Consider the following 22,649-nt stretch of genomic DNA (forward strand, 5'->3'; position numbering starts at 1 on the left):
TTAACAGGGGAGTGTTATGAGTCAGGCATTACCGCTTATCACCCGTCAGGGCGATCGCATTGCCATTGTCAGCGGTTTACGTACCCCATTTGCCCGTCAGGCGACGGCGTATCACGGCGTTCCGGCCGTTGATCTGGGTAAAATGGTCGTCGGCGAAATGCTGGCGCGCAGTGAAGTTCCCCCGGAAGTGATTGAACAGCTGGTCTTTGGCCAGGTTGTGCAGATGCCGGAAGCGCCTAATATTGCTCGTGAAATCGTGCTCGGTACCGGCATGAATGTGCATACCGACGCCTATAGTGTTAGTCGCGCCTGCGCCACCAGTTTTCAGGCGGTAGCCAATATTGCCGAAAGCCTGATGGCCGGCACGATCCGCGCGGGCATTGCCGGCGGCGCGGATTCCTCCTCCGTTCTCCCCATCGGCGTGAGTAAAAAACTGGCCCGCACCCTGGTGGATGCCAATAAAGCGCGTACCCTTGGTCAACGGCTAAAACTCTTTTCCCGCCTGCGCCTGCGCGATCTTTTACCGGTGCCGCCTGCTGTCGCGGAATACTCAACCGGCCTGCGGATGGGCGACACCGCTGAGCAGATGGCGAAAACCTGGGGCATCAGCCGTGAAGATCAGGACGCGCTGGCGCTGCGTTCGCATCAGCTTGCCGCCCGCGCCTGGGAAGAGGGCAAATTGGCCAGTGAAGTGATGACGGCCTATGTGCCGCCTTATCGCGAGCCGCTGGAACAGGACAACAATATTCGTAAAAATTCAACCCTCGCGGATTACCAGAAGTTACGTCCGGCGTTCGATCGCAAACACGGTAGCGTCACGGCGGCAAACAGTACGCCGCTCACCGACGGCGCCGCCGCGGTGATCATGATGACCGAATCCCGAGCCAAAGAGTTGGGGTTAACGCCGCTGGGCTATCTGCGTAGCTACGCTTTCACCGCTATTGATGTCTGGCAGGATATGCTGCTGGGCCCTGCGTGGGCGACTCCCCTGGCGCTCGACAGGGCCGGCATTACCCTTGCAGACCTCACGCTGATTGATATGCATGAGGCTTTCGCGGCGCAGACGTTGGCGAATTTACAATGTTTAGCCAGCAATCGTTTCGCCCGGGAAGTTCTGGGCCGCGCGCAGGCGACCGGGGAAGTCGATGCCAGCAAGTTCAATGTGCTGGGCGGCTCTATCGCCTACGGACACCCCTTTGCGGCGACCGGCGCGCGCATGATTACGCAGACCTTGCATGAACTCCGGCGCCGCGGCGGCGGATTTGGTTTGGTCACTGCCTGCGCGGCAGGGGGTTTAGGTTCCGCTATGGTTCTGGAGGCCGAATAATGGAAGCGGCAACAGCTTTTACGCTTGAAATTCGCCCGGATAATATCGCCGTTATCACCATCGACGCGCCCGGCGAAAAGATGAACACACTGAAAGCCGAGTTCGGCGGCGAGGTACGGGCGATTATCCGTCAGCTCCGCGAGAATAAAGCGCTGCGCGGCGCCGTATTTATCTCCGCTAAACCCGATAACTTTATCGCCGGCGCCGATATCAACATGATTGCTCGTTGTACCAGCGCCGCAGAAGCCGAAGCGCTGGCGCGTCAGGGTCAGCAGATCATGGCCGAGATCAACGCGCTTTCTATCCCGGTGATTGCCGCCATTCACGGCGCCTGCCTTGGGGGCGGCCTGGAGCTGGCGCTGGCCTGTCATGGGCGAGTCTGTAGCGATGATGATAAAACGCGGTTGGGATTGCCGGAAGTACAGCTGGGGTTGTTACCGGGATCGGGCGGCACTCAACGCCTGCCGCGGCTGATTGGCGTCAGTACGGCGCTCGAAATGATCCTCACCGGTAAACAATTGCGTCCGCGTCAGGCGCTGAAAGCCGGTCTGGTGGACGATGTTGTCCCGCAATCGATATTGCTACAGACCGCGGTTGAGTTGGCGCTACAGGGCCGGCCGGCGAGCCGCACAGTACCGGCGCGCGAACGGGGGCTTGCCGGGCCTCTGGGCCGTCAGCTGCTGTTCCGCATGGCGGCAAAAAAGACCCGGCAAAAAACGCAGGGTAATTACCCGGCGGCAGAGCGTATTTTACAGGTGATAGAAAACGGACTGGCGTACGGCTGCAGCAGCGGTTATGCAGAAGAGGCGCGGGCGTTTGGCGAACTGGCGATGACGCCGCAATCGCAAGCGTTACGCTCTATTTTCTTTGCCAGTACCGATCTGAAAAAAGATCGTGGCGCCGAGGCTGACCCTGCTGCGCTTAAAAGCATCGGCGTGCTAGGCGGTGGTTTAATGGGAGGCGGTATTGCTTACGTCACCGCTTGTAAAGGCGGTCTGCCGGTACGCATAAAAGACATTCAGGCGAAAGGCATCAATCATGCGCTGAAGTACAGCTGGGATCTGCTGGATAAGCAGGTGCGTCGCCGCTATCTGCGCGCCAGTGAACGCGATCGTCAGCTGGCGCTGATTTCCGGGGCCACAGATTATCATGGCTTTGCCCATCGCGATGTGGTGATCGAAGCGGTGTTTGAGGATCTGGCGCTCAAGCAGCGGATGGTGGGCGAGATCGAACAATGCTGCGGGCCGCAAACGATCTTTGCCTCTAACACCTCATCGTTACCGATCGGCGAGATCGCCGCTCAGGCCGCCCGGCCGGAGAAGGTCATCGGTCTGCATTTTTTCAGCCCGGTCGAAAAAATGCCGCTGGTTGAGGTTATCCCGCACGCAACGACCGATGAGCAAACTATCGCCACGGTGGTCAAGCTCGCGAAGCTGCAGGGGAAAACGCCAATCGTGGTCGCGGATCGCGCCGGTTTTTATGTTAACCGTATTCTGGCGCCCTATATCAATGAATCCATGCGCCTGCTGCTGGAAGGCGAGCCGGTCGAACATATTGATAATGCATTGGTTAAATTTGGTTTCCCGGTCGGACCTATTCAGTTGCTGGATGAAGTCGGCATTGATACCGGCACTAAGATTATCCCGGTACTGGAGACCGCTTTTGGTGAACGTTTTAGCCCGCCTGCAAACATCATTGACGCGATTTTGAAGGACGATCGCAAAGGGAGAAAAAATAATCGCGGTTTCTATCTTTATGAGACAAAAAGGCGTAAAAGCAAAAAACGGGCTGACCCCGCTATTTACCCATTATTGGCAGTAGCCAGTCCGCAGGCGCGTTTGTCTGCTCAGCAGGTTGCTGAACGCTGCGTGATGATGATGCTCAACGAAGCGGCGCGCTGTTTTGATGAACAGATCGTGCGCAGCGCGCGCGATGGCGACATCGGCGCCGTCTTTGGTATAGGTTTTCCGCCGTTTCTCGGCGGCCCGTTCCGCTATATGGATAGCCTCGGCGCGGGTGAAGTCGCCGCAATCTTGCAGCGTCTGGCCGCACAGTACGGCCCTCGTTTTTCTCCGTGCGACACCTTATTGCGCATGGCCGAGCAGGGGGCGACCTTTTGGCCCACTGGTGAACGGACGACCTAAGTTGTGGTCAAAAGAAGGTAAATCCAACGTTGGCTGGCGCTGTTGATTGGCTGTTTTGTAAACAAACATTGACTATACTTACGCCATTGAGGTAAAAAACAGCGTTTCATTCGTTGGATGGATCAGGCACAATGCCCGGCCACCGGGTCGCCTGCGTATTGTTTACGCAGAGCGAGTTGCGGTGATTCTGGTTAACAAAAGCGGTGCAATATGCAAGTTTTTATCATGCGTCACGGCGACGCTGCCCTCGATGCAGCCAGTGACTCCGTTCGTCCCTTAACCGTTTGCGGTTGTGACGAATCTCGTCAGATGGCAACCTGGCTGAAAGGTCAAAAAGTGGATATTGAGCGGGTGCTTGTCAGCCCTTACCTGCGTGCAGAGCAAACTCTGGACATAGTAGGGGAGTGCATGAACCTGCCGAAAGATGTCGACGTGATGCCGGAACTCACGCCATGCGGCGATGTAGGGATGGTCAGCGCTTATCTTCAGGCGCTGGCAAATGAAGGCGTGAAAACGGCGCTGGTCGTTTCACACCTGCCGCTGGTGGGGTACCTCGTCTCAGAGCTGTGCCCGGGGGAAACGCCCCCGATGTTTACGACCTCAGCCATTGCCTGCGTCACCCTCGACGCCGACGGCAAGGGCGAATTCACCTGGCAGATGAGCCCCTGCAATTTGAGAATGGCGAAAGCAATCTAAGGCTTTCCCCCCGGAGCTTCCGTTTACGGAAGCTCCGGCGGCAACCACTCTTCAACTTCAATCAGTACCAATAGCGCGGCATCGCCGCCGTACTCTTTTGGTGCCTGATGGAACGCCATAATATGCGGATGTTGCGCCAGCCACAGCGGCGTTTGCTGCTTGAGGATATGTTTGCCGTGCCCGTGCATCACGCAGGCGCAGAAGACGTGTTCGCGGCGGCAGGCGGCAATCAGCGCGCCGAGTTCTTGTTTCGCCTGCTGTTGGGTTAAACCGTGCAGATCGAGAAACAGCTCCGGCGAATAGTCGCCGCGGCGCAGTTTTTTCAGCTCAAAATGGCTAACATCCGCGCGCACGTACTTCATCGCGCCTTCCGTATTGAGCAACGGCTGAAATTCGTCGGAAAAATAGTGGCTGTTATCCACCTGTTCCTGCAGCAATCGCTTGGGCGGTACCTCGCTGAGTTTCTTGCGCTGCGGGCGGTGTACGATGGTGTCCTGTTTAATTTGCCGGGTGCCGGTCATTAGCTGGCGGAACAGCGCCTGATCCTCCGCGCTTAGCGGTGTTTTCTTTTTCATTGCCCAATCTCACTATTTCTTTTCGGTAGTTTACCCGACTCGCCCGCGCTTCAGGCAAGGAAAACCTATTTTTCCCCACTCCGGCTGCGCAAGAATGCTGATTTATCGCCGCCGTCGTGGCAAACTAGCCGCCGAATTTATAGCAGAGCGTGCCCTGGAGGATTGCGTGGATAAAATTTTTGTTGATGAAGCGGTCAATGAGCTGCAGACCATTCAGGACATGCTGCGTTGGGCGGTAAGTCGTTTTAGCGCCGCCAACATCTGGTACGGTCATGGTACCGATAACCCGTGGGATGAGGCCGTACAGCTGGTATTACCCTCACTGTACCTGCCGTTAGATATACCGGAAGATATGCGCGCCGCGCGCCTGACCTCCAGCGAAAAACATCGTATCGTTGAGCGCGTGATTCGCCGCGTCAACGAACGTATTCCCGTCGCTTACCTGACCAACAAAGCGTGGTTCTGCGGCCATGAATTCTATGTCGATGAGCGCGTGCTGGTACCGCGTTCGCCGATTGGCGAACTGATCAATAACCAGTTCGCCGGGCTGATAAACCATAAACCGCAACATATTCTCGATATGTGTACCGGTAGCGCCTGCATTGCCATCGCCTGCGCCTATGCCTTCCCGGAAGCCGAAGTCGACGCTGTCGATATCTCCCCGGACGCGCTGGCCGTTGCCGAACATAACGTTGAAGAGCATGGCCTGATTAACCAGGTTACCCCGATCCGCTCCGATCTGTTCCGCGATCTGCCGAAGCTGCAGTACGATCTGATCGTGACCAATCCGCCGTACGTTGATGAAGAAGATATGGCTGACCTGCCGGACGAGTATGAGCATGAGCCGGTGCTGGGTCTGGCTTCCGGCAGCGATGGTCTGAAGCTGACGCGCCGCATTCTTGGCTGCGCGCCGGATTACCTCAACGACGACGGTATTCTGATTTGTGAAGTCGGTAACAGCATGGTACATCTGATGGAGCAGTACCCGGACGTGCCGTTCACCTGGCTTGAGTTTGATAACGGCGGTGATGGCGTCTTTATGCTGACTAAACAGCAGCTCATTGACGCGCGCGCGCATTTCGGCATTTATAAAGACTAAAAAAACAACACGCAAACATAACGAAAAGAACGGAGCCGTGATGGCAGGAAATACAATTGGACAACTCTTTCGCGTCACCACCTTCGGCGAATCGCACGGCCTGGCGCTGGGCTGCATCGTCGACGGGGTGCCGCCAGGCATTCCGCTGACCGAAGCCGACCTGCAGCACGACCTGGATCGCCGTCGCCCTGGGACATCGCGTTACACCACCCAGCGCCGCGAACCGGACCAGGTGAAAATCCTCTCTGGCGTCTTCGAAGGCGTGACCACCGGCACCAGCATTGGCCTGCTGATTGAAAACACCGATCAGCGTTCTCAGGACTACGGCGCTATCAAAGATGTGTTCCGTCCGGGACATGCGGATTACACCTACGAGCAGAAATATGGCCTGCGCGACTATCGCGGCGGCGGGCGTTCGTCCGCGCGTGAAACCGCGATGCGCGTGGCGGCCGGGGCGATTGCCAAAAAATTCCTCGCGGCCAAATTCGGTATTGTTATCCGCGGCTGCCTGACGCAGATGGGCGATATTCCGCTGGCTATCAAAGACTGGGATCAGGTTGAGCAGAACCCATTCTTCTGCCCGGATCCGGATAAAATCGAGGCGCTGGATGAACTGATGCGCGGCCTGAAAAAAGAGGGCGACTCGATCGGCGCGAAAGTGACCGTCGTGGCGGATGGCGTTCCTCCGGGCCTCGGCGAGCCGGTCTTCGACCGTCTGGATGCCGATATCGCCCACGCGCTGATGAGCATCAACGCGGTGAAAGGGGTAGAAATCGGCGATGGTTTTGAGGTGGTCAAACTGCGCGGCAGTGAAAACCGCGACGAAATCACCAAAGACGGCTTCCAGAGTAACCACGCCGGCGGCATTCTTGGCGGTATCAGCAGCGGCCAGCAAATTGTTGCTAACATCGCGCTGAAGCCAACCTCCAGTATTACCGTTCCCGGTCATACGATTAACCGCTTCGGCGAAGAAGTCGAAATGATCACCAAAGGGCGTCACGATCCGTGCGTCGGCATTCGCGCGGTTCCAATCGCCGAGGCCATGCTGGCTATCGTGTTAATGGATCACTTTATGCGTCAGCGCGCGCAGAATGGCGACGTGACGACATCAATTCCACGCTGGTAACCGATGAAAAATACCGTTATCGCGGTGCTGGCGCTGTTGGCCAGCACCGCCAGCCTGGCGGCGACGCCGTGGCAGAAAATATACCAGCCGATTAGCGGCAGCGCTCAGTCTATTGGCGCGTTTGCCAATGGCTGCATCGTCGGCGCCCAGCCGTTACCGTTGAACTCCCCTGATTACCAGGTGATGCGTACCGATCAGCGGCGCTACTTCGGCCACCCGGATCTCGTGCAGTTTATTCAGCGACTGAGCCTGCAGGCGCACAATAAAGGTATGGGGACGGTGCTGATTGGCGATATGGGCATGCCTGCCGGCGGGCGCTTTAACGGCGGCCACGCCAGCCATCAGTCGGGTCTGGATGTTGATATTTTCCTGCAACTGCCGCAGACCCGTTGGACCTCCGCACAGCTGCTGAAACCGCAGGCTCTGGACTTAGTCGCCCGCGATGGTAAGCGGGTGGTGCCGTCGCTGTGGAGCCCGCAAATCAGCAACCTGATTAAAATGGCGGCGGAAGATAACGATGTAACACGTATTTTCGTCAACCCGGCTATCAAACAGCAATTGTGCCTCGATGCCGGTAACGATCGCCAATGGCTACGCAAAGTCCGCCCGTGGTTCCAGCATCGCGCTCATATGCACGTGCGCCTGCGTTGCCCGGCGGGCAGCCTTGAGTGCGAAGATCAAGCACCGCCGCCGGCTGGCGATGGCTGCGGAGCCGAGCTGCAAAGCTGGTTTGAACCGCCTAAACCTGGGTCAACCCCACCTGTGAAGAAGACGCCGCCTCCGCTGCCGCCTTCCTGCCAGGCGCTACTGGATGAGCATCTTCTCTAATGGATAGTTTTGCCGAGCTGTTTATGGTGTCGCCAATGGTTCTGGTGGCGCTCTTTTTTGTCGCGATTCTGGCCGGATTTATTGATTCCTTAGCCGGCGGCGGCGGGTTGTTGACCGTCCCGGCGCTGATGGCGGCGGGTATGCCGCCCGCTCAGGCGTTGGCGACCAACAAGCTACAGGCCTGCGGCGGTTCCATTTCCGCGACGCTCTATTTTATCCGTCGCAAGGTAGTGAATCTCGCCGATCAGAAACTCAATATTCTGATGACTTTTATCGGCTCGACGGCGGGCGCGCTGCTGGTGCAGCACGTGCAGTCCGATATTTTAAAGCAAATCCTGCCGCTGCTGGTGATTGGCATCGGGCTGTACTTTTTGCTGATGCCGAAGCTCGGGGAATCCGATCGTCAGCGTCGCCTGTATGGCTTGCCGTTCGCGCTGGTCGCTGGCGGCAGCGTTGGTTTCTACGATGGTTTTTTTGGCCCCGGCGCCGGTTCTTTTTATGCGCTGGCCTTTGTGACGCTCGCCGGGTTTAATCTGGCGAAATCCACCGCTCACGCCAAACTGCTAAACGCCACCTCCAATATTGGCGGCCTGCTGCTGTTTATTATCGGCGGCAAAGTGATTTGGGCTACCGGTTTTGTGATGATGGCCGGGCAGTTTATCGGCGCTCGCGCCGGTTCGCGGCTGGTGCTGAGTAAAGGACAGTCGCTGATTCGGCCAATGATCGTCATCGTCTCCGCGGTGATGAGCGCTAAACTTCTTTACGACAGCCACGGGGCTGAGATTTTGCAGTGGTTGGGAATTCACTAATGCAACAGCAACACCATTATCAGCAGTTGGTCGAGATCTTTGACGGCTGCTTTGCCGATGATTTTAATACCCGTCTGATTAAAGGCGACGACGAACCGATCTATCTTCCTGCAGATAGCGAAGTGCCCTATAACCGGATCGTGTTTGCCCACGGCTTTTACGCCAGCGCGCTGCACGAAATTTCCCACTGGTGTATCGCCGGCAAGGCGCGGCGCGAGCTGGTGGATTTTGGTTACTGGTACTGCCCGGACGGCCGCGATGCAATGACGCAAAGCAAGTTCGAAGACGTCGAGGTTAAGCCACAGGCTTTTGACTGGTTGTTCTGTACGGCGGCGGGATTTCCATTTAACGTCAGCTGCGACAACCTGGAAGGCGACTTTGAACCCGACCGTATTGCGTTTCAGCGGCGCGTGCATGCCCAGGTGATGACTTATCTGGAGCAGGGGATCCCTGAGCGCCCGGCGCGCTTTATTCGCGCGCTGCAACAGTATTACCAAACGCCGCCGCTGACGGCAGAACAATTTCCGTGGCCGGAAGACCTGCACTAAAGCCACGAATTACAAATGAAAGAGGAAAGACGATGATCGCGGAGTTTGAATCACGCATTCTGGCGTTAATTGACGATATGGTAGACCACGCCAGTGATGACGAACTGTTTGCTGGCGGTTATCTGCGCGGCCACCTGACGCTGGCGGTGGCCGAGCTGGAAGGGGAAGGGGAGCACTCGGCGCAGGCGATTAATGATAAAGTCGCCAGCAGCCTGGAAAAGGCCATCAGCGCGGGTGAACTGTCGCCGCCGGATCAGATTCTGGTGCAGGGAATGTGGAATAACCTGTACCAGCAGGCGAAAAATCAGGCCTGATAACTGATGTCATCCGGATGAGGCGTTAGCCGACATCCGGAGACTCTCCCCGGTCGCGCTGCGCTTACCGGGGCTACCAGGCTGTAGATACTGTTATCGGTTTGCAATTTTTATCTTGAGAAAGCATTTATCTCGTTTCGCTCCAGAGTATCTTGCGCTCCCGGTTAATTCTTCTGCAAGATGTTTTCCGTGGCGCAGAGAGCGCACAGGGCCTTCCGGGCTACCAAATCGCACAGCGCGGTAGCCCCGGTAAGCGGCAGCGCCACCGGGGGTTTTTAGGCCACCAGCGCCGGCAGTTTTAGCCTGCGTAGTGAATAAATTAACGGCAGACCGCACGGACCGTAGGCCGGATAAGGCGCAAGTCGCCGTTATTTTACCGCTTTTCCCTTCAGCAGTTTTCTCACCCACAACCGATTCGGATTCAGCGCCGCCAGCGTGTCGCTATCCAGCGGCAGCGGTTCTTCACTCATCTGCGCGGCCAGCAGTTCGGCGCTCAATGGCGCGGTGCACAGCCCACGAGATCCCAATGCCGCGAGCATAAACAGATTGTGATAAACCGGCGCGCTGTCGACATTTTCCTGCTGTTCGTGAAGCGTGGCGTACTGCGTCAACGTTTTCTCATAATCCGGAACATTGCCCACCATCGGCAGGTGGTCGCGGGTGGCGCAGCGTACGCCACAGCGGGCGTCGTTGCCGCTAACATCCACCTCTTTTGCCCATGCCGCCTGCGGGAAACAATCAATCAGGCGCTGGCGATTTTGCCACTGATCTTCGGCGCTGAAATCGGTATCCGTCTTGCCGCGATGATAGCTGGCGCCGATACAGTGTTGCTGATTCGCGGGATTCTGCGGTGTCATATAGCCGTCATAGCATAACACCTGGCGCAGGGCGGAAAGCCCCTGCGTGGTGGGGATATGGCTAACCTGGCCGCCGACCGGATAAGCCGGCAACTGCGCGGTCTGGGCAAAATCAGTCAGGCGATGTCCGTTCGCCAGTACCACCGCCTGATGATGATGCTGCTGATTGAGCAACCAGCCGTCGCCCTCCGCGCTGAGCGTTTCAACGGGATAACCGAAGTGGCTGCGTAGCCCCTGCGTTGCCGCCAGCGACAGCAATTCTGCCGTCAACTGCTGCGGGCACAGCCAGCCGCCGGCAGGATAGGTAATGCCGCCGCAGCCGGTATCAACGCCGGTAAGTTCAGCGACCCGATCCGCCGTCACCGCGCGGGCGATCTCCGCCGGTAAATCTGACGCCAGCATTTGGGCGATTTTCTGCGCGCTTTTTTCATCCCAGGCGAGTTGGGTTACGCCGCACCATTGATGATCGAATTCCACTGGCAACGCGTCGTAGAGGCGGCGCGCGAAAGTAAACGCCGCCGGGAAGAAGCGCGCCAGCGCTGGATCGTGCTGGCTTAATAGCGGATACAGCGCGCCCTGGCGATTGCCGGATGCGCCGCTGGCGGGCGCATCGTCAGCGCAGTACAACGTCACCTGCCAGCCGCGACGCAGCAGCGCCAGCGAGAGCAGGGCGCTGGCGATACCGCCGCCGATCACCGCCGCTTCGCGCGATTGACTGCCGCTGCGGGCAAACCATGGCGTCCGCGCCAGCGTCGGCGCGTCGGCGGTCAATTCGCCGATTAGCATTTCGCGCTTGCGGCCAAAGCCTTTGCGTTTTTGCATGCTAAAACCGGCCTCCTGCAGCCCGCGGCGCACGAAACCGGCTGAGGTAAAGGTCGCCAGCGTGCCGCCGGGGCGGGCCAGGCGCGCCATGGCGGAAAACAGCCCCGGCGTCCACATATCCGGATTTTTCGCCGGCGCGAAGCCGTCGAGGAACCAGGCGTCGACCTGGCGGTTAAGGGAATCATCAAGCTGGTCGGTAAGCGCGTTGATATCTCCAAACCATAAATCCAACGTGACGCGGCCATCGTCGAGCAGCAGGCGGTGGCAGCCCGCGATTGGTAGCGGCCACTGCGCCTGTAGCTGTTCAGCCCATGGCGCCAGTTCCGGCCAGTGCTGGTGCGCCAGACGCAGGTCGTCGGCCTTCAGCGGAAATTTTTCAAAACTGATGAAATGTAATCTTTGCAGCGTAGCCTGCGGATTATCGCGACGAAAAACAGCAAACGCCTGCCACAGCGTCAGGAAATTGAGCCCGGTGCCGAAGCCGCTCTCCGCGACGATAAACAGCGAGCGCGGGTGGGTTGGGAAACGGCTATCAAGCCGGTTGCCGTTGAGAAAAACGTAGCGCGTCTCTTCCAGACCGTTGTCATTAGAAAAATAAACGTCGTCAAAATCTCGGGAAACAGGTGTACCCTCAGCGTTGAATTCCAGGTTGGCGGGTTGTATGGCGTTTTGTTTCACGTAAGTTACTCGAATCACAAGGCGTAGCGCGATCTTAACGATGTGTGCCAGAAGGCGCAAATTTATACACAAAATGGCTGATCGGACTTGTTCGGCGTACAAGTGTACGCTATTGTGCGACTCGAAACTTAAAATAGTGCGACTTACAGAGGTATTGAATGAAACGTGCAGTGATTACTGGCTTGGGCATCGTTTCCAGCATCGGTAATAACCAGCAGGAAGTCCTGGCATCTCTGCGTGAAGGACGTTCAGGGATCACTTTCTCTCAGGAGCTGAAGGATTCAGGAATGCGTAGCCACGTATGGGGCAACGTCAAACTGGATACCACGGGCCTCATTGACCGCAAAGTAGTGCGCTTTATGAGCGACGCATCCATTTATGCTTATCTGTCCATGGAGCAGGCGGTAGCCGACGCCGGTCTGGCGCCGGAAGCATACCAGAATAACCCGCGTGTCGGCCTGATTGCAGGTTCCGGCGGCGGCTCCCCGAAATTCCAGGTCTTCGGCGCCGATGCCATGCGTAGCCCGCGTGGTCTGAAAGCCGTGGGCCCATATGTTGTCACCAAAGCGATGGCTTCCGGCGTATCCGCCTGCCTCGCCACGCCGTTTAAAATCCACGGCGTCAACTACTCTATCAGCTCCGCTTGCGCCACTTCCGCACACTGCATCGGTAACGCGGTAGAACAGATTCAGCTGGGCAAACAGGACATCGTCTTTGCCGGCGGCGGCGAAGAGCTGTGCTGGGAAATGGCTTGCGAGTTCGACGCCATGGGCGCGCTGTCCACCAAATACAACGATTCTCCGGACAAAGCGTCCCGTACCTATGATGCGAACCGCGACGGTTTCGTTATCGCGGGCGGCGGCGGCATGGTCGTGGTTGAAGAGCTGGAACACGCGCTGGCGCGCGGCGCGCATATCTATGCGGAAATCGTCGGTTACGGCGCGACTTCCGATGGCGCGGACATGGTTGCGCCATCTGGCGAAGGCGCAGTGCGCTGCATGCAGATGGCGATGCACGGCGTTGATACCCCGATTGACTACCTCAACTCCCACGGCACTTCTACTCCGGTAGGCGACGTGAAAGAGCTGGGCGCTATCCGCGAAGTCTTCGGCGACAACAGCCCGGCTATCTCCGCCACCAAAGCGATGACCGGCCACTCTCTGGGCGCCGCAGGCGTACAGGAAGCCATCTACTCTCTGCTGATGCTGGAGCACGGATTTATCGCGCCAAGCATTAACATCGAAGAGATGGACGAGCAGGCTGCCGGCCTTAACATCGTCACCAAACCGACCGATGCTCAGCTGACCACCGTGATGTCCAACAGCTTCGGCTTCGGCGGCACCAACGCTACTCTGGTTATGCGTAAATACAACGCCTAATTGGTACGAAACAGAACCAGGGGAGCCTCAGGCTCCCCTTTTTTTGACGTCTTGACAGCGCCCGGCGAGAGAAGGCAAATTGCTCGCCATTATTCTCATTCCATCTTCTCGCCTTGCTCTGCAAAACTGGGGTAACGCATGTCCGCAGCGACAAAAACGATAAACAACGCTTCAGAGAATCTCTCGCTATTTCGCATTACCTTTGCGGTTTTTCTGACCTATATGACCGTGGGGTTGCCGCTACCGGTTATCCCACTATTTGTGCATCACGATCTCGGTTTTGGCAACACTCTCGTCGGCGTGGCCGTCGGCATCCAGTTTCTCGCCACGGTCTTAACCCGCGGCTATGCCGGGAGACTGGCCGATCAGTACGGCGCGAAACGCTCGGTGCTGCAAGGAATGTTGGCCTGTGCTCTGGCCGGCGGCGCCTGGCTGGCGGCGGCGCTGCTGCCGGTGCCGGTAATGGCCAAATTTGGCCTGCTGGTGCTGGGCCGTTTGATTCTCGGTTTTGGTGAAAGCCAACTGCTGACCGGCAACTTAAGCTGGGGATTAGGGCTGGTTGGCCCGCGTCGTTCCGGTAAAGTGATGTCGTGGAACGGCATGGCGATGTATGGGGCGCTGGCGGTGGGCGCGCCGCTGGGGCTGCTGATTTACAGCCGTTTCGGCGTGGCGACGCTGGCCTGCGTCACGATGGCGCTGCCGTTGCTGGCGTGGGCGATTAACGGCACGGTCCGTAAAGTTCCCGCTCACGGCGGCGAGCGTCCTTCGCTATGGAGCGTCATCGGCATGATCTGGCGGCCGGGAATTGGTCTCGGCCTGCAGGGCGTCGGCTTTGCGGTAATCGGCACCTTTGTTTCGCTCTATTTCGCCAGCCACGGCTGGGCGATGGCCGGCTTCACGTTGACCGCGTTTGGCGGCGCTTTTGTCCTGATGCGTATTCTGTTCGGCTGGATGCCGGATCGCTTCGGCGGCATTAAGGTGGCGATGGTGTCACTACTGATTGAAGCTATTGGCCTGACGCTGCTGTGGCAAGCGCCGGGCGCCTGGGTCGCGCTGGCGGGCGCCGCTTTGACCGGCTGCGGTTGCTCGCTTATCTTCCCGGCGCTGGGCGTTGAGGTAGTCAAACGGGTTCCGGCTCAGGTTCGCGGCACCGCGCTTGGCGGCTATGCCGCGTTTCAGGATATCTCTTACGGCGTCACCGGCCCGCTGACTGGCCTGCTTGCCACCTCGTTGGGCTATGCATCCGTTTTTCTTGCCGGGGCGATTTGCGCGGTATTAGGGATTGTGGTCACTCTGTTGACGCTACGTAAATAAAGGCATAACGGCGGCTATCAGGCCGCCGTTATTGTTTTAGGCTTACAGCACCAACCACAGCAGAATAATCACCACCAGCAGCGCAATTGCCACCGTCCACGCTTTTTTACTATACACCGCATGGGGGGCGGGCAGCGGCTCGACCGGGGTAATTGCCATTGTCGCCTGGGCGCGGGCCACGCGTAGCGCAAAGACTTTATTTAATAGCGTTAGCACTTGCGGGCTGGTTAAGGTCGTCGTTGGCGTTACCTGCCAACTGCTTTGCGCGAAATCGGCGATTTTCTGCCACTCCTGCGCCTCCAGCGGTTGCTTAAGCGCTGCCTGCAGCGAATTCATCGTCGGTGCGGTTTGCGCGCTCAGCGTTTGTCGCGCCTGCAGCCAGTATGAGAGCGGGGTGAAGTGGGTGGCGGGGATCAGCTCGCCGGATTTCACGCCGCACAGCTCAAGCATTGATTGCCAGATAAGCTTACTCGATTCGCCGGTTGCGGCGGCCAGTTTGGTCACTAACTGGTTCAGGGTGTTATGTTCCGCCGGCAGCAAAGGACGCAGCGTCGGCGTACGCTGCTGCGGCTGCGGGATCGCCAACTGGCCGTTTTGCAGCAGATGCAGCACGTTCTCCAGCTGCGCCTGGGTCAGCGCATGCAGCACGGTTTGACCATAATTCTGGCGGATATAATCGCTCACCGCCTGACGGTTATTCCCCTGGGTCAGCAGTTCGCTGAGTTGGGCGAGAATTTGCCGGTGGTGATGGTTTTGCTGAGCGATACTTAAGCGCTGATTCAGGTTGCTCTCAGCCGCGCTGAAATGGCTCGCCAGTAGCGGCGTATCGCCTTTCAGACCCAGATCGTGCTTCACGCAGGCCCACACTTCGGCGTTTTGCTGCGATGTCAGCGTCACCAGACGCGTTATCAGCCGCTCCAGAACGGTGCGTTGCTGCATGGTGAGCGCATTTGGACCCACGGCGGATGCGCCGGATGGGCCAGTCCCCGGAGGGCGATCGGACATACCTGAAACGGGTGGTGTCATGATGAATCCTTACCGTAGTGCTGTACTTAAGCCGGGTGATGATGTTCCTGGCGGCCAGATTATGGCACACTTCCCCGGTTTACTCTCGTTCTCAGACAGGTACTGAACCGTGAAAATCCTCGTTGATGAAAATATGCCCTATGCGCGTGAGCTTTTTAGCCGTTTGGGAGACGTGCAGGCCGTTCCCGGTCGTCCCATTCCGCAGGAAGCGTTAACCGACGCCGACGCGCTGATGGTGCGTTCCGTTACTAAGGTGAACGAAGCGCTGCTCTCCGGTAAGACGATTAAGTTTGTCGGCACCGCCACCGCAGGCACCGATCATGTCGATCAAGCGTGGCTGCAGCAGGCGGGGATTGGCTTTTCCGCCGCGCCGGGCTGTAATGCGATCGCGGTGGTGGAGTATGTTTTCTCGGCGCTGCTGATGCTCGCCGAGCGCGATGGATTCGCGCTGGCTGACCGCACCGTCGGTATCGTCGGCGTCGGCAACGTTGGCGGGCGTTTGCAAAAACGTCTGGAAGCGCTGGGAATTAAAACGTTACTCTGCGATCCGCCGCGCGCCGATCGCGGCGATGAAGGCGATTTCCGCAGCCTGGACGAGTTAGTGCAGCAGGCGGATATCCTGACGTTCCACACGCCGTTGTTTAAAGACGGACAGTATAAAACGCTGCATCTGGCCAATGAAGCGCTGATTAGCCGCCTGCAGCCGGGAGCTATTCTGATTAACGCCTGCCGTGGCCCGGTGGTGGATAACGCGGCGCTGCTCAAGCGCTTGCAGGCCGGGCAGCAACTGAGCGTGGTGCTCGACGTCTGGGAACCCGAACCGGATCTGAATACCGAGTTGTTGACGCGTGTCGATATCGGTACCTCGCATATCGCCGGTTATACCCTTGAAGGCAAAGCGCGCGGCACCACTCAGGTGTTTGAAGCCTATAGCGCGTTCATTGGCCATCCGCAGCAGGTGGCGCTGGATACGCTACTCCCGGCGCCGGAATTTGGCCGCATCACTCTGCACGGCCCGCTCGATCAGGCGACGCTGAAAAGGCTGGTCCATTTGGTGTATGATGTGCGCCGCGATGATGCGCCGCTGCGTAAAGTGGCAGGCATTGCCGGCGAATTCGACAAGCTGCGTAAAAATTATCAGGAACGCCGCGAATGGTCGTCCCTGTACGTACAGTGCAGCGATGAAAAAGCAGCGACGCTGCTGCGTCAGCTCGGTTTTAATGCCGTACATCATCCTGTTCGTTAATATCTTCTTAATGCCCCTGTCGGATAATCCGGCAGGGTCGCTATTTTCTGGAGTACACCACCATGTCTGAAGGCTGGAATATTGCCGTACTGGGCGCAACCGGCGCCGTAGGCGAAGCCCTGCTTGAAACCCTTGCTGAACGCCAGTTTCCGGTAGGCGAAATTTATGCGCTGGCGCGCAATGAAAGCGCGGGCGAACATCTGCGTTATGGTGGCAAATCGGTCATCGTGCAGGACGCCGCCGAATTTGACTGGACCCAGGCCCAGTTGGCTTTCTTCGCCGCAGGTGTCGAAGCCAGCGCGGCGTATGTCGAAGAAGCCACCAACGCCGGTTGTCTGGTTATCGATCTCAGCGGCCTGTTCGCGCTGGAGCCGGACGTGCCGCTGGTGGTGCCGGACGTTAACCCGTTCGTGCTCGGCGACTACCGCAACCGTAACGTGATTGCGGTACCAAACAGCCTGACCAGCCAGCTGCTGACGGCGCTGAAACCGCTGATCGATGATGGCGGCCTGTCGCGTATTACCGTTACCAATCTGCTTTCTGCCTCGGCGCAGGGGAAAAAAGCGGTCGATGCGCTGGCGGGGCAGAGCGCGAAGCTGCTGAACGGTATTCCGATTGATGAAGACGATTTCTTTGGTCGCCAGCTGGCATTCAACATGCTGCCGATTCTGCCGGATCGCGAAGGTAGCGTGCGCGAAGAACGACGTATCGTCGATGAAGCGCGCAAAATTCTCCAGGATGACGGCCTGATGATTTCCGCGAGCGTCGTGCAATCGCCGGTCTTCTATGGTCATGCGCAGATGGTGAATTTTGAAGCGCTGCGTCCGCTAGCGGCGGAGGAGGCGCGCGACGCCTTTACCCGCGGCGAGGATATCGAGCTTTCTGAAGAGGGCGAGTTCCCGACGCAGGTCGGCGATGCTTCCGGTAACGCGCGTCTGTCCATCGGTTGCGTGCATAACGATTACGGCATGCCCGAGCAGATTCAGTTCTGGTCGGTTGCCGATAACGTGCGCTTTGGCGGCGCGCTGATGGCGGTGAAAATCGCCGAGAAGCTGGTTCAGGAGTATTTGTACTGATGTCTGAAGCACAGCAGCAGCCGGTGTATAAAATCGCGCTGGGCATCGAGTACGACGGCAGCAAATACTACGGCTGGCAGCGGCAAAACGAAGTGCGCAGCGTGCAGGAAAAGCTGGAAAAGGCGCTGTCGCAGGTGGCGGCCGAACCGGTACACGTATTCTGCGCCGGGCGTACCGACGCCGGCGTACACGGTACCGGCCAGGTGGTGCACTTTGAAACCCGCGCTCAGCGTAAAGACGCCGCGTGGACGCTGGGCGTAAATGCGAATTTACCTGGTGACATCGCCGTGCGTTGGGTGAAGCATGTTGCGGACGATTTTCACGCCCGCTTCAGCGCGACGGCCCGTCGTTACCGTTACGTCATCTATAATCACCGCCTGCGTCCGGCGGTGTTAAGCCAGGGGGTGACGCATTATTACCACCCTCTGGATGCCGGGCGGATGCATCGCGCCGCGCAGTGTTTAATTGGCGAGAATGACTTCACCTCGTTTCGCGCGGTGCAATGTCAGTCGCGCACGCCGTGGCGTAACGTGATGCATATCAACGTGACCCGTCACGGGGCTTATGTGGTGGTGGATATCAAGGCGAACGCTTTTGTTCATCATATGGTAAGGAACATCGTCGGTAGCCTGATGGAAGTAGGCGCCGGAAACCAGCCAGAGAGCTGGATTGCAGAACTGCTGGCGGCGAAGGACCGGACTCTGGCTGCCGCGACGGCGAAAGCGGAAGGATTGTATCTGGTGTCGGTGGATTATCCGGCCCATTTCGATCTGCCGGTAATGCCGATGGGCCCGCTATTTTTGGCGGACTAATATCAGCGCCCCCGTAACAGGGGGCGGTTGTCACTAAAGGCTAAGACAAATATGGACCTGATTCATTTTTTGATTGATTTCATCCTGCATATTGATGTGCACCTTGCGGAGCTGGTCGCACAGTATGGCGTCTGGGTTTACGCCATCCTGTTTTTGATTCTGTTCTGCGAAACCGGCCTGGTGGTGACGCCGTTCCTGCCCGGAGATTCTCTGCTGTTCGTCGCCGGCGCGCTCTCCGCGCTGCCAACTAACGATCTCAACGTACACCTGATGGTCACGCTGATGGTCATTGCCGCCGTTGTTGGCGATGCCCTGAACTACACCATCGGTAGATTGTTCGGCGAAAAGCTATTCAGCAATCCGAACTCGAAGATTTTCCGTCGCAGCTATCTCGACAAAACCCATACCTTCTATGAACGCCACGGCGGCAAAACCATCATCCTCGCGCGTTTTGTGCCGATCGTCAGAACCTTTGCGCCGTTTGTGGCGGGAATGGGCCACATGTCCTATCGTCATTTTGCGGCGTATAACGTGGTAGGCGCGCTGCTGTGGGTACTGCTGTTCACCTATGCCGGGTACCTGTTTGGTGATTTGCCGATCGTGCAGGAAAATCTGAAGCTGCTGATCGTGGCGATTATCGTCCTGTCGGTACTGCCAGGTGTTATCGAAGTGATTCGCCATCGCCGGGCGGCGGCAAAGCAGGCTAAATAAGCCCTTAGCGGCATTTTCGCCGGGCGTTGCTATGACGTTCGGCGCGCAAAGTGTGAGCGGTTCGACCACTTTTTTATCCCATGTTACGGGATGTTATGATTTAATGTGCAACATTCATGGTCTGTGAGGGGCAAAAGTGGCATTATGCGCCCCTTGCGACAAAACTGGCATCGACCAGGTTCAGGTAGAAAGGTTATCAATGAGCTGGATTGAACGAATTAAAAGCAATATAACCCCCACCCGTAAGGCAAGTATTCCTGAAGGTGTATGGACCAAGTGTGACAGCTGCGGTCAGGTACTGTACCGCGCAGAGCTGGAGCGCAACCTGGAGGTTTGCCCTAAGTGCGATCACCACATGCGTATGTCGGCGCGCAATCGCCTGCATAGCCTGCTGGACGAAGGTTCTCTCGTGGAGCTGGGTAGCGAGCTCGAGCCAAAGGATGTGCTGAAGTTCCGCGATTCGAAAAAGTATAAAGACCGTCTGGCCTCTGCACAGAAAGAGACCGGCGAGAAAGACGCGCTGGTGGTGATGAAAGGCACCCTGCACGGCATGCCTGTCGTGGCGGCGGCGTTTGAATTCGCCTTTATGGGCGGTTCGATGGGTTCCGTTGTCGGCGCGCGTTTCGTCCGTGCGGTTGAGCAGGCGCTGGAAGACAACTGCCCGCTAATCTGCTTCTCCGCTTCCGGCGGCGCCCGTATGCAGGAAGCGCTGATGTCGCTGATGCAGATGGCGAAGACCTCTGCGGCGCTGGCGAAAATGCAGGAACGCGGTTTACCGTACATCTCCGTGCTGACCGACCCGACCATGGGCGGCGTCTCCGCGAGCTTCGCGATGCTGGGCGATCTTAATATCGCCGAGCCGAAAGCGCTGATCGGCTTCGCCGGTCCTCGCGTTATCGAGCAGACCGTGCGTGAGAAGCTGCCGCCGGGATTCCAGCGCAGTGAGTTCCTGATTGAGAAAGGGGCGATCGACATGATTATCCGTCGTCCTGAAATGCGTCTGAAATTAGCCAGCATCCTGGCGAAACTGATGAATCTTCCTTCGCCGCAGGCCGATGCGCCTCACGAAGGCGAGGTGGTGCCACCGGTACCGGATCAGGAACCAGAGGCCTGATAATGCAGAGGGCAGGGCCGACAGGCGCTGCCCTTTTTTTTACCGTTAACTCTCGCGGACATCATGGAAAAAGATCCTATTCCTCAGGCCACGTCGCCCCTGGCTACGTGGCTTTCTTATCTGGAGCATCTGCACAGTAAAGCCATCGATCTGGGGCTTTCGCGGGTGAGCGAAGTCGCCGGACGGATGGCGATACTAAAACCGGCGCCGTTTGTCTTTACCGTGGCGGGTACCAACGGCAAAGGCACCACCTGCCGGACGCTGGAATCCGTGCTGATGGCGGCGGGTTATAAAGTTGGCGTGTATAGTTCGCCGCATCTGGTGCGCTATACCGAGCGCGTGCGCATTCAGGGCGCAGAGCTGCCGGAAGCGGCGCATACCGCCTCATTTGCCGAAATCGAAGCGGCACGCGGCGATATTTCGCTGAGCTATTTTGAATTTGGCACGCTGTCCGCGCTATGGCTGTTTAAGCAGGCGCAGCTCGATGTGGTTATCCTCGAAGTGGGCCTCGGCGGGCGCCTGGACGCCACGAATATCGTCGATGCCGACGTGGCGGTGGTCACCAGCATCGCGCTGGATCATACCGACTGGCTGGGGCCGGATCGTGAAAGCATTGGCCGTGAAAAAGCCGGTATTTTCCGCGCCGGCAAACCGGCGGTGGTGGGCGAACCCGATATGCCGCAGACGATTGCCGACGTGGCGGATGAAAAGGGCGCGACGCTGCTGCGCCGCGACCACGACTGGCGTTATAGCGTGACTGGCCAGTCATGGAACTTTAGCGATGGTCAGGGCGAGTTGGCAGGGCTGCCGCTGCCGCAGGTTCCATTGCCGAACGCCGCGACGGCGCTGGCGGCGCTACGCGCCAGCGGGCTTAACGTCGCTGAACAGGCGCTGCGCGACGGCATCCATCACGCCATGCTGCCGGGGCGTTTTCAGATTATCAGCGATGCGCCGCGGGTGATCCTCGATGTCGCGCATAACCCGCATGCGGCGGCTTATCTCGCCGGGCGTCTCAAAACCTTAGCGAAAACGGGGCGCGTACTGGCGGTTATTGGTATGCTGCATGATAAAGATATCGCCGGAACCCTGGCGAATCTGGCGCCTGAAGTAGACGCGTGGTACTGCGCGCCGCTGGAAGGGCCGCGCGGCGCCACGGCGGATCAGCTCATTGCGCATCTGCGCGCAGGGCAAAGTTATGACAGCGTAGCCCAGGCGTGGCATGCCGCCATGGCGGATGCCAAAGCCGAAGATACGGTGCTGGTGTGTGGTTCCTTCCACACGGTAGCGCATGTAATGGAAGAGATAGACGCGGGGAGAATCGGTGGCGAGTAAGTTTCAGAACCGTTTAGTCGGGACGATTGTACTGGTAGCGCTGGGGGTAATTATTCTCCCGGGTCTGCTCGACGGTCAGAAAAAACATTATCAGGATGAATTTGCGGCGATCCCGTTGGTGCCGAAGCCGGGCGATCGCGATGAGCCGGATATGCTGCCGGCGGCTACCCAGGCGCTGCCTTCGCAGCCGCCGGAAGGCGCCGCGGAAGAGGTGAGAGCGGGAGACGCCGCAGCGCCATCGCTGGATCCGTCGCGCATCCCGGTAAACAACAATAGCTTCGATGAAGTTCAGGAGCCGGTGGTGGCCGCCAAGCCGCAACCGAAACCACAGCCGAAGCCGGTTGAGAAACCGCAGCAGCAGGTCGCGCAGACGCCGCCTCCGGCGAAACCGCAGCCGCAACCACAGCCGCAACAGCAGCAGGCCGCTATTCCGGCGCCGACCGGAAAAGCCTATGTGGTGCAGTTAGGGGCGTTGAAGAATGCCGATAAGGTTAACGAAATCGTGGGTAAACTGCGTTCCTCGGGCTTTAAAGCCTGGACATCGCCATCCACCCCGGTTCAGGGTAAAATTACCCGTATTCTGGTGGGGCCGGATGCGTCGAAAGACAAGCTGAAGGGGCAACTCGGCGAGCTGCAGCAAATTTCTGGCCTGAGCGGCGTGGTCATGGGATATAGCCCGAATTAAAAAACCATATCCGCTCCGATTGGGTGAGCCAGCAAGCGGGTTAACCTGCTGAAACCCTTGCCGGATACGCCCTGAAGAGGCGTCAGGCAGTATGGCGTTGAATGTTTTTTCAGCGCCATTTTTATTTCTGT

At 58.1% G+C, this 22,649-nt stretch carries 21 protein-coding genes; 18 read left to right on the forward strand and 3 right to left on the reverse strand.

The genetic code is table 11. The features are described 5' to 3' along the window. Positions 1-16: 16 nt before the first annotated feature. The 3 genes from fadI to sixA all read left to right on the forward strand — a co-directional run bounded on the left by fadI (position 17) and on the right by sixA (position 4,167). On the forward strand, positions 17-1,327 hold the full coding sequence (fadI, locus tag ABLV66_RS07305) for an acetyl-CoA C-acyltransferase FadI (RefSeq protein ID WP_045391522.1): 1,311 nt from the start codon (positions 17-19) through the stop codon (positions 1,325-1,327). Beyond that, entirely contained in the window at positions 1,327-3,471 is a 2,145-nt protein-coding gene (fadJ, locus tag ABLV66_RS07310; protein WP_348876106.1) for a fatty acid oxidation complex subunit alpha FadJ, read from the forward strand. Before fadI ends, fadJ begins: the two co-directional genes overlap by 1 nt. A gap of 210 nt (positions 3,472-3,681) precedes the next feature. Then, positions 3,682-4,167: a phosphohistidine phosphatase SixA gene (sixA, locus tag ABLV66_RS07315; RefSeq protein ID WP_045391518.1), complete on the forward strand. Its 486-nt coding sequence runs from the start codon at positions 3,682-3,684 to the stop codon at positions 4,165-4,167. A gap of 23 nt (positions 4,168-4,190) precedes the next feature. Here sixA and smrB read toward each other — a convergent pair whose 3' ends face one another. Further along, on the reverse strand, positions 4,191-4,742 hold the full coding sequence (smrB, locus tag ABLV66_RS07320) for an endonuclease SmrB (RefSeq protein ID WP_045391516.1): 552 nt from the start codon (positions 4,740-4,742) through the stop codon (positions 4,191-4,193). Between the two features lie 166 nt (positions 4,743-4,908). Here smrB and prmB point away from each other — a divergent pair, with 166 nt between their 5' ends. The 6 genes from prmB to ABLV66_RS07350 are packed head-to-tail and all read left to right on the forward strand — an operon-like array spanning position 4,909 to position 9,466. After that, positions 4,909-5,841, forward strand: coding sequence for a 50S ribosomal protein L3 N(5)-glutamine methyltransferase (gene prmB, locus ABLV66_RS07325; protein WP_047043358.1), 933 nt, complete (start codon positions 4,909-4,911; stop codon positions 5,839-5,841). Positions 5,842-5,881: 40 nt separating this feature from the next. Further along, entirely contained in the window at positions 5,882-6,967 is a 1,086-nt protein-coding gene (aroC, locus tag ABLV66_RS07330) for a chorismate synthase (protein ID WP_348876105.1), read from the forward strand. Between the two features lie 3 nt (positions 6,968-6,970). Then, a complete protein-coding gene (gene mepA / locus ABLV66_RS07335; protein WP_348876104.1) occupies positions 6,971-7,795 on the forward strand; it encodes a penicillin-insensitive murein endopeptidase in 825 nt (274 codons plus the stop codon). Continuing rightward, positions 7,795-8,604, forward strand: coding sequence for a sulfite exporter TauE/SafE family protein (locus tag ABLV66_RS07340; RefSeq protein ID WP_045391512.1), 810 nt, complete (start codon positions 7,795-7,797; stop codon positions 8,602-8,604). Before mepA ends, ABLV66_RS07340 begins: the two co-directional genes overlap by 1 nt. Continuing rightward, the gene (locus ABLV66_RS07345) at positions 8,604-9,152 is read left to right on the forward strand and encodes an elongation factor P hydroxylase (protein WP_045391509.1); all 549 of its coding nucleotides are present in this window, start codon (positions 8,604-8,606) and stop codon (positions 9,150-9,152) included. Before ABLV66_RS07340 ends, ABLV66_RS07345 begins: the two co-directional genes overlap by 1 nt. 32 nt (positions 9,153-9,184) lie before the next feature. Beyond that, complete coding sequence (locus ABLV66_RS07350) at positions 9,185-9,466, forward strand: YfcL family protein (protein ID WP_045391507.1); 282 nt, start codon at positions 9,185-9,187, stop codon at positions 9,464-9,466. A gap of 368 nt (positions 9,467-9,834) precedes the next feature. Here ABLV66_RS07350 and mnmC read toward each other — a convergent pair whose 3' ends face one another. Beyond that, entirely contained in the window at positions 9,835-11,823 is a 1,989-nt protein-coding gene (gene mnmC, locus ABLV66_RS07355; RefSeq protein WP_348876103.1) for a bifunctional tRNA (5-methylaminomethyl-2-thiouridine)(34)-methyltransferase MnmC2/FAD-dependent 5-carboxymethylaminomethyl-2-thiouridine(34) oxidoreductase MnmC1, read from the reverse strand. A 158-nt stretch (positions 11,824-11,981) separates the two neighbouring features. Here mnmC and fabB point away from each other — a divergent pair, with 158 nt between their 5' ends. Further along, positions 11,982-13,202: a beta-ketoacyl-ACP synthase I gene (fabB, locus tag ABLV66_RS07360; protein ID WP_015706178.1), complete on the forward strand. Its 1,221-nt coding sequence runs from the start codon at positions 11,982-11,984 to the stop codon at positions 13,200-13,202. Positions 13,203-13,340: 138 nt separating this feature from the next. Continuing rightward, positions 13,341-14,516, forward strand: a complete 1,176-nt coding sequence (locus tag ABLV66_RS07365) for an MFS transporter (protein WP_045391503.1) — start codon at positions 13,341-13,343, stop codon at positions 14,514-14,516. A gap of 42 nt (positions 14,517-14,558) precedes the next feature. Here ABLV66_RS07365 and flk read toward each other — a convergent pair whose 3' ends face one another. Further along, complete coding sequence (gene flk / locus ABLV66_RS07370) at positions 14,559-15,542, reverse strand: flagella biosynthesis regulator Flk (protein WP_020078229.1); 984 nt, start codon at positions 15,540-15,542, stop codon at positions 14,559-14,561. 109 nt (positions 15,543-15,651) lie between these two features. Between flk and pdxB the strand changes: the two genes are divergently transcribed. From pdxB to dedD, 7 genes are all read left to right on the forward strand, one after another. Continuing rightward, positions 15,652-16,788 carry a 4-phosphoerythronate dehydrogenase PdxB gene (gene pdxB, locus ABLV66_RS07375; RefSeq protein WP_348876102.1) on the forward strand — a complete coding sequence of 379 codons (1,137 nt, stop codon included), beginning with the start codon at positions 15,652-15,654 and terminating at the stop codon, positions 16,786-16,788. A gap of 62 nt (positions 16,789-16,850) precedes the next feature. Then, on the forward strand, positions 16,851-17,864 hold the full coding sequence (locus ABLV66_RS07380) for an aspartate-semialdehyde dehydrogenase (protein ID WP_045364476.1): 1,014 nt from the start codon (positions 16,851-16,853) through the stop codon (positions 17,862-17,864). Next, positions 17,864-18,676: a tRNA pseudouridine(38-40) synthase TruA gene (gene truA / locus ABLV66_RS07385; protein ID WP_032708800.1), complete on the forward strand. Its 813-nt coding sequence runs from the start codon at positions 17,864-17,866 to the stop codon at positions 18,674-18,676. Before ABLV66_RS07380 ends, truA begins: the two co-directional genes overlap by 1 nt. 51 nt (positions 18,677-18,727) lie before the next feature. Beyond that, positions 18,728-19,387 carry a DedA family protein gene (locus ABLV66_RS07390; RefSeq protein WP_047066227.1) on the forward strand — a complete coding sequence of 220 codons (660 nt, stop codon included), beginning with the start codon at positions 18,728-18,730 and terminating at the stop codon, positions 19,385-19,387. Positions 19,388-19,586: 199 nt separating this feature from the next. Then, the gene (gene accD, locus ABLV66_RS07395) at positions 19,587-20,501 is read left to right on the forward strand and encodes an acetyl-CoA carboxylase, carboxyltransferase subunit beta (RefSeq protein ID WP_015365554.1); all 915 of its coding nucleotides are present in this window, start codon (positions 19,587-19,589) and stop codon (positions 20,499-20,501) included. A 63-nt stretch (positions 20,502-20,564) separates the two neighbouring features. Then, complete coding sequence (gene folC / locus ABLV66_RS07400; RefSeq protein ID WP_348876101.1) at positions 20,565-21,833, forward strand: bifunctional tetrahydrofolate synthase/dihydrofolate synthase; 1,269 nt, start codon at positions 20,565-20,567, stop codon at positions 21,831-21,833. Further along, complete coding sequence (gene dedD, locus ABLV66_RS07405) at positions 21,823-22,518, forward strand: cell division protein DedD (protein WP_348876100.1); 696 nt, start codon at positions 21,823-21,825, stop codon at positions 22,516-22,518. Before folC ends, dedD begins: the two co-directional genes overlap by 11 nt. Positions 22,519-22,649: the final 131 nt, after the last annotated feature.

Origin of the sequence: Klebsiella sp. CN_Kp073 (assembly GCF_040065495.2) — a bacterium.
Classification (GTDB): domain Bacteria; phylum Pseudomonadota; class Gammaproteobacteria; order Enterobacterales; family Enterobacteriaceae; genus Klebsiella; species Klebsiella aerogenes.

Coding starts and splice junctions, on each gene's coding strand:
- smrB (WP_045391516.1), bottom strand. CDS start 4,742: ATGAAAAAGAAAACACCGCTAAGCGCGGAGGATCAGGCGCTGTTCCGC.
- folC (WP_348876101.1), top strand. CDS start 20,565: ATGGAAAAAGATCCTATTCCTCAGGCCACGTCGCCCCTGGCTACGTGG.
- ABLV66_RS07380 (WP_045364476.1), top strand. CDS start 16,851: ATGTCTGAAGGCTGGAATATTGCCGTACTGGGCGCAACCGGCGCCGTA.
- truA (WP_032708800.1), top strand. CDS start 17,864: ATGTCTGAAGCACAGCAGCAGCCGGTGTATAAAATCGCGCTGGGCATC.
- aroC (WP_348876105.1), top strand. CDS start 5,882: ATGGCAGGAAATACAATTGGACAACTCTTTCGCGTCACCACCTTCGGC.
- ABLV66_RS07365 (WP_045391503.1), top strand. CDS start 13,341: ATGTCCGCAGCGACAAAAACGATAAACAACGCTTCAGAGAATCTCTCG.
- ABLV66_RS07340 (WP_045391512.1), top strand. CDS start 7,795: ATGGATAGTTTTGCCGAGCTGTTTATGGTGTCGCCAATGGTTCTGGTG.
- flk (WP_020078229.1), bottom strand. CDS start 15,542: ATGACACCACCCGTTTCAGGTATGTCCGATCGCCCTCCGGGGACTGGC.
- sixA (WP_045391518.1), top strand. CDS start 3,682: ATGCAAGTTTTTATCATGCGTCACGGCGACGCTGCCCTCGATGCAGCC.
- ABLV66_RS07345 (WP_045391509.1), top strand. CDS start 8,604: ATGCAACAGCAACACCATTATCAGCAGTTGGTCGAGATCTTTGACGGC.
- fabB (WP_015706178.1), top strand. CDS start 11,982: ATGAAACGTGCAGTGATTACTGGCTTGGGCATCGTTTCCAGCATCGGT.
- fadI (WP_045391522.1), top strand. CDS start 17: ATGAGTCAGGCATTACCGCTTATCACCCGTCAGGGCGATCGCATTGCC.
- accD (WP_015365554.1), top strand. CDS start 19,587: ATGAGCTGGATTGAACGAATTAAAAGCAATATAACCCCCACCCGTAAG.
- ABLV66_RS07390 (WP_047066227.1), top strand. CDS start 18,728: ATGGACCTGATTCATTTTTTGATTGATTTCATCCTGCATATTGATGTG.
- fadJ (WP_348876106.1), top strand. CDS start 1,327: ATGGAAGCGGCAACAGCTTTTACGCTTGAAATTCGCCCGGATAATATC.
- ABLV66_RS07350 (WP_045391507.1), top strand. CDS start 9,185: ATGATCGCGGAGTTTGAATCACGCATTCTGGCGTTAATTGACGATATG.
- mepA (WP_348876104.1), top strand. CDS start 6,971: ATGAAAAATACCGTTATCGCGGTGCTGGCGCTGTTGGCCAGCACCGCC.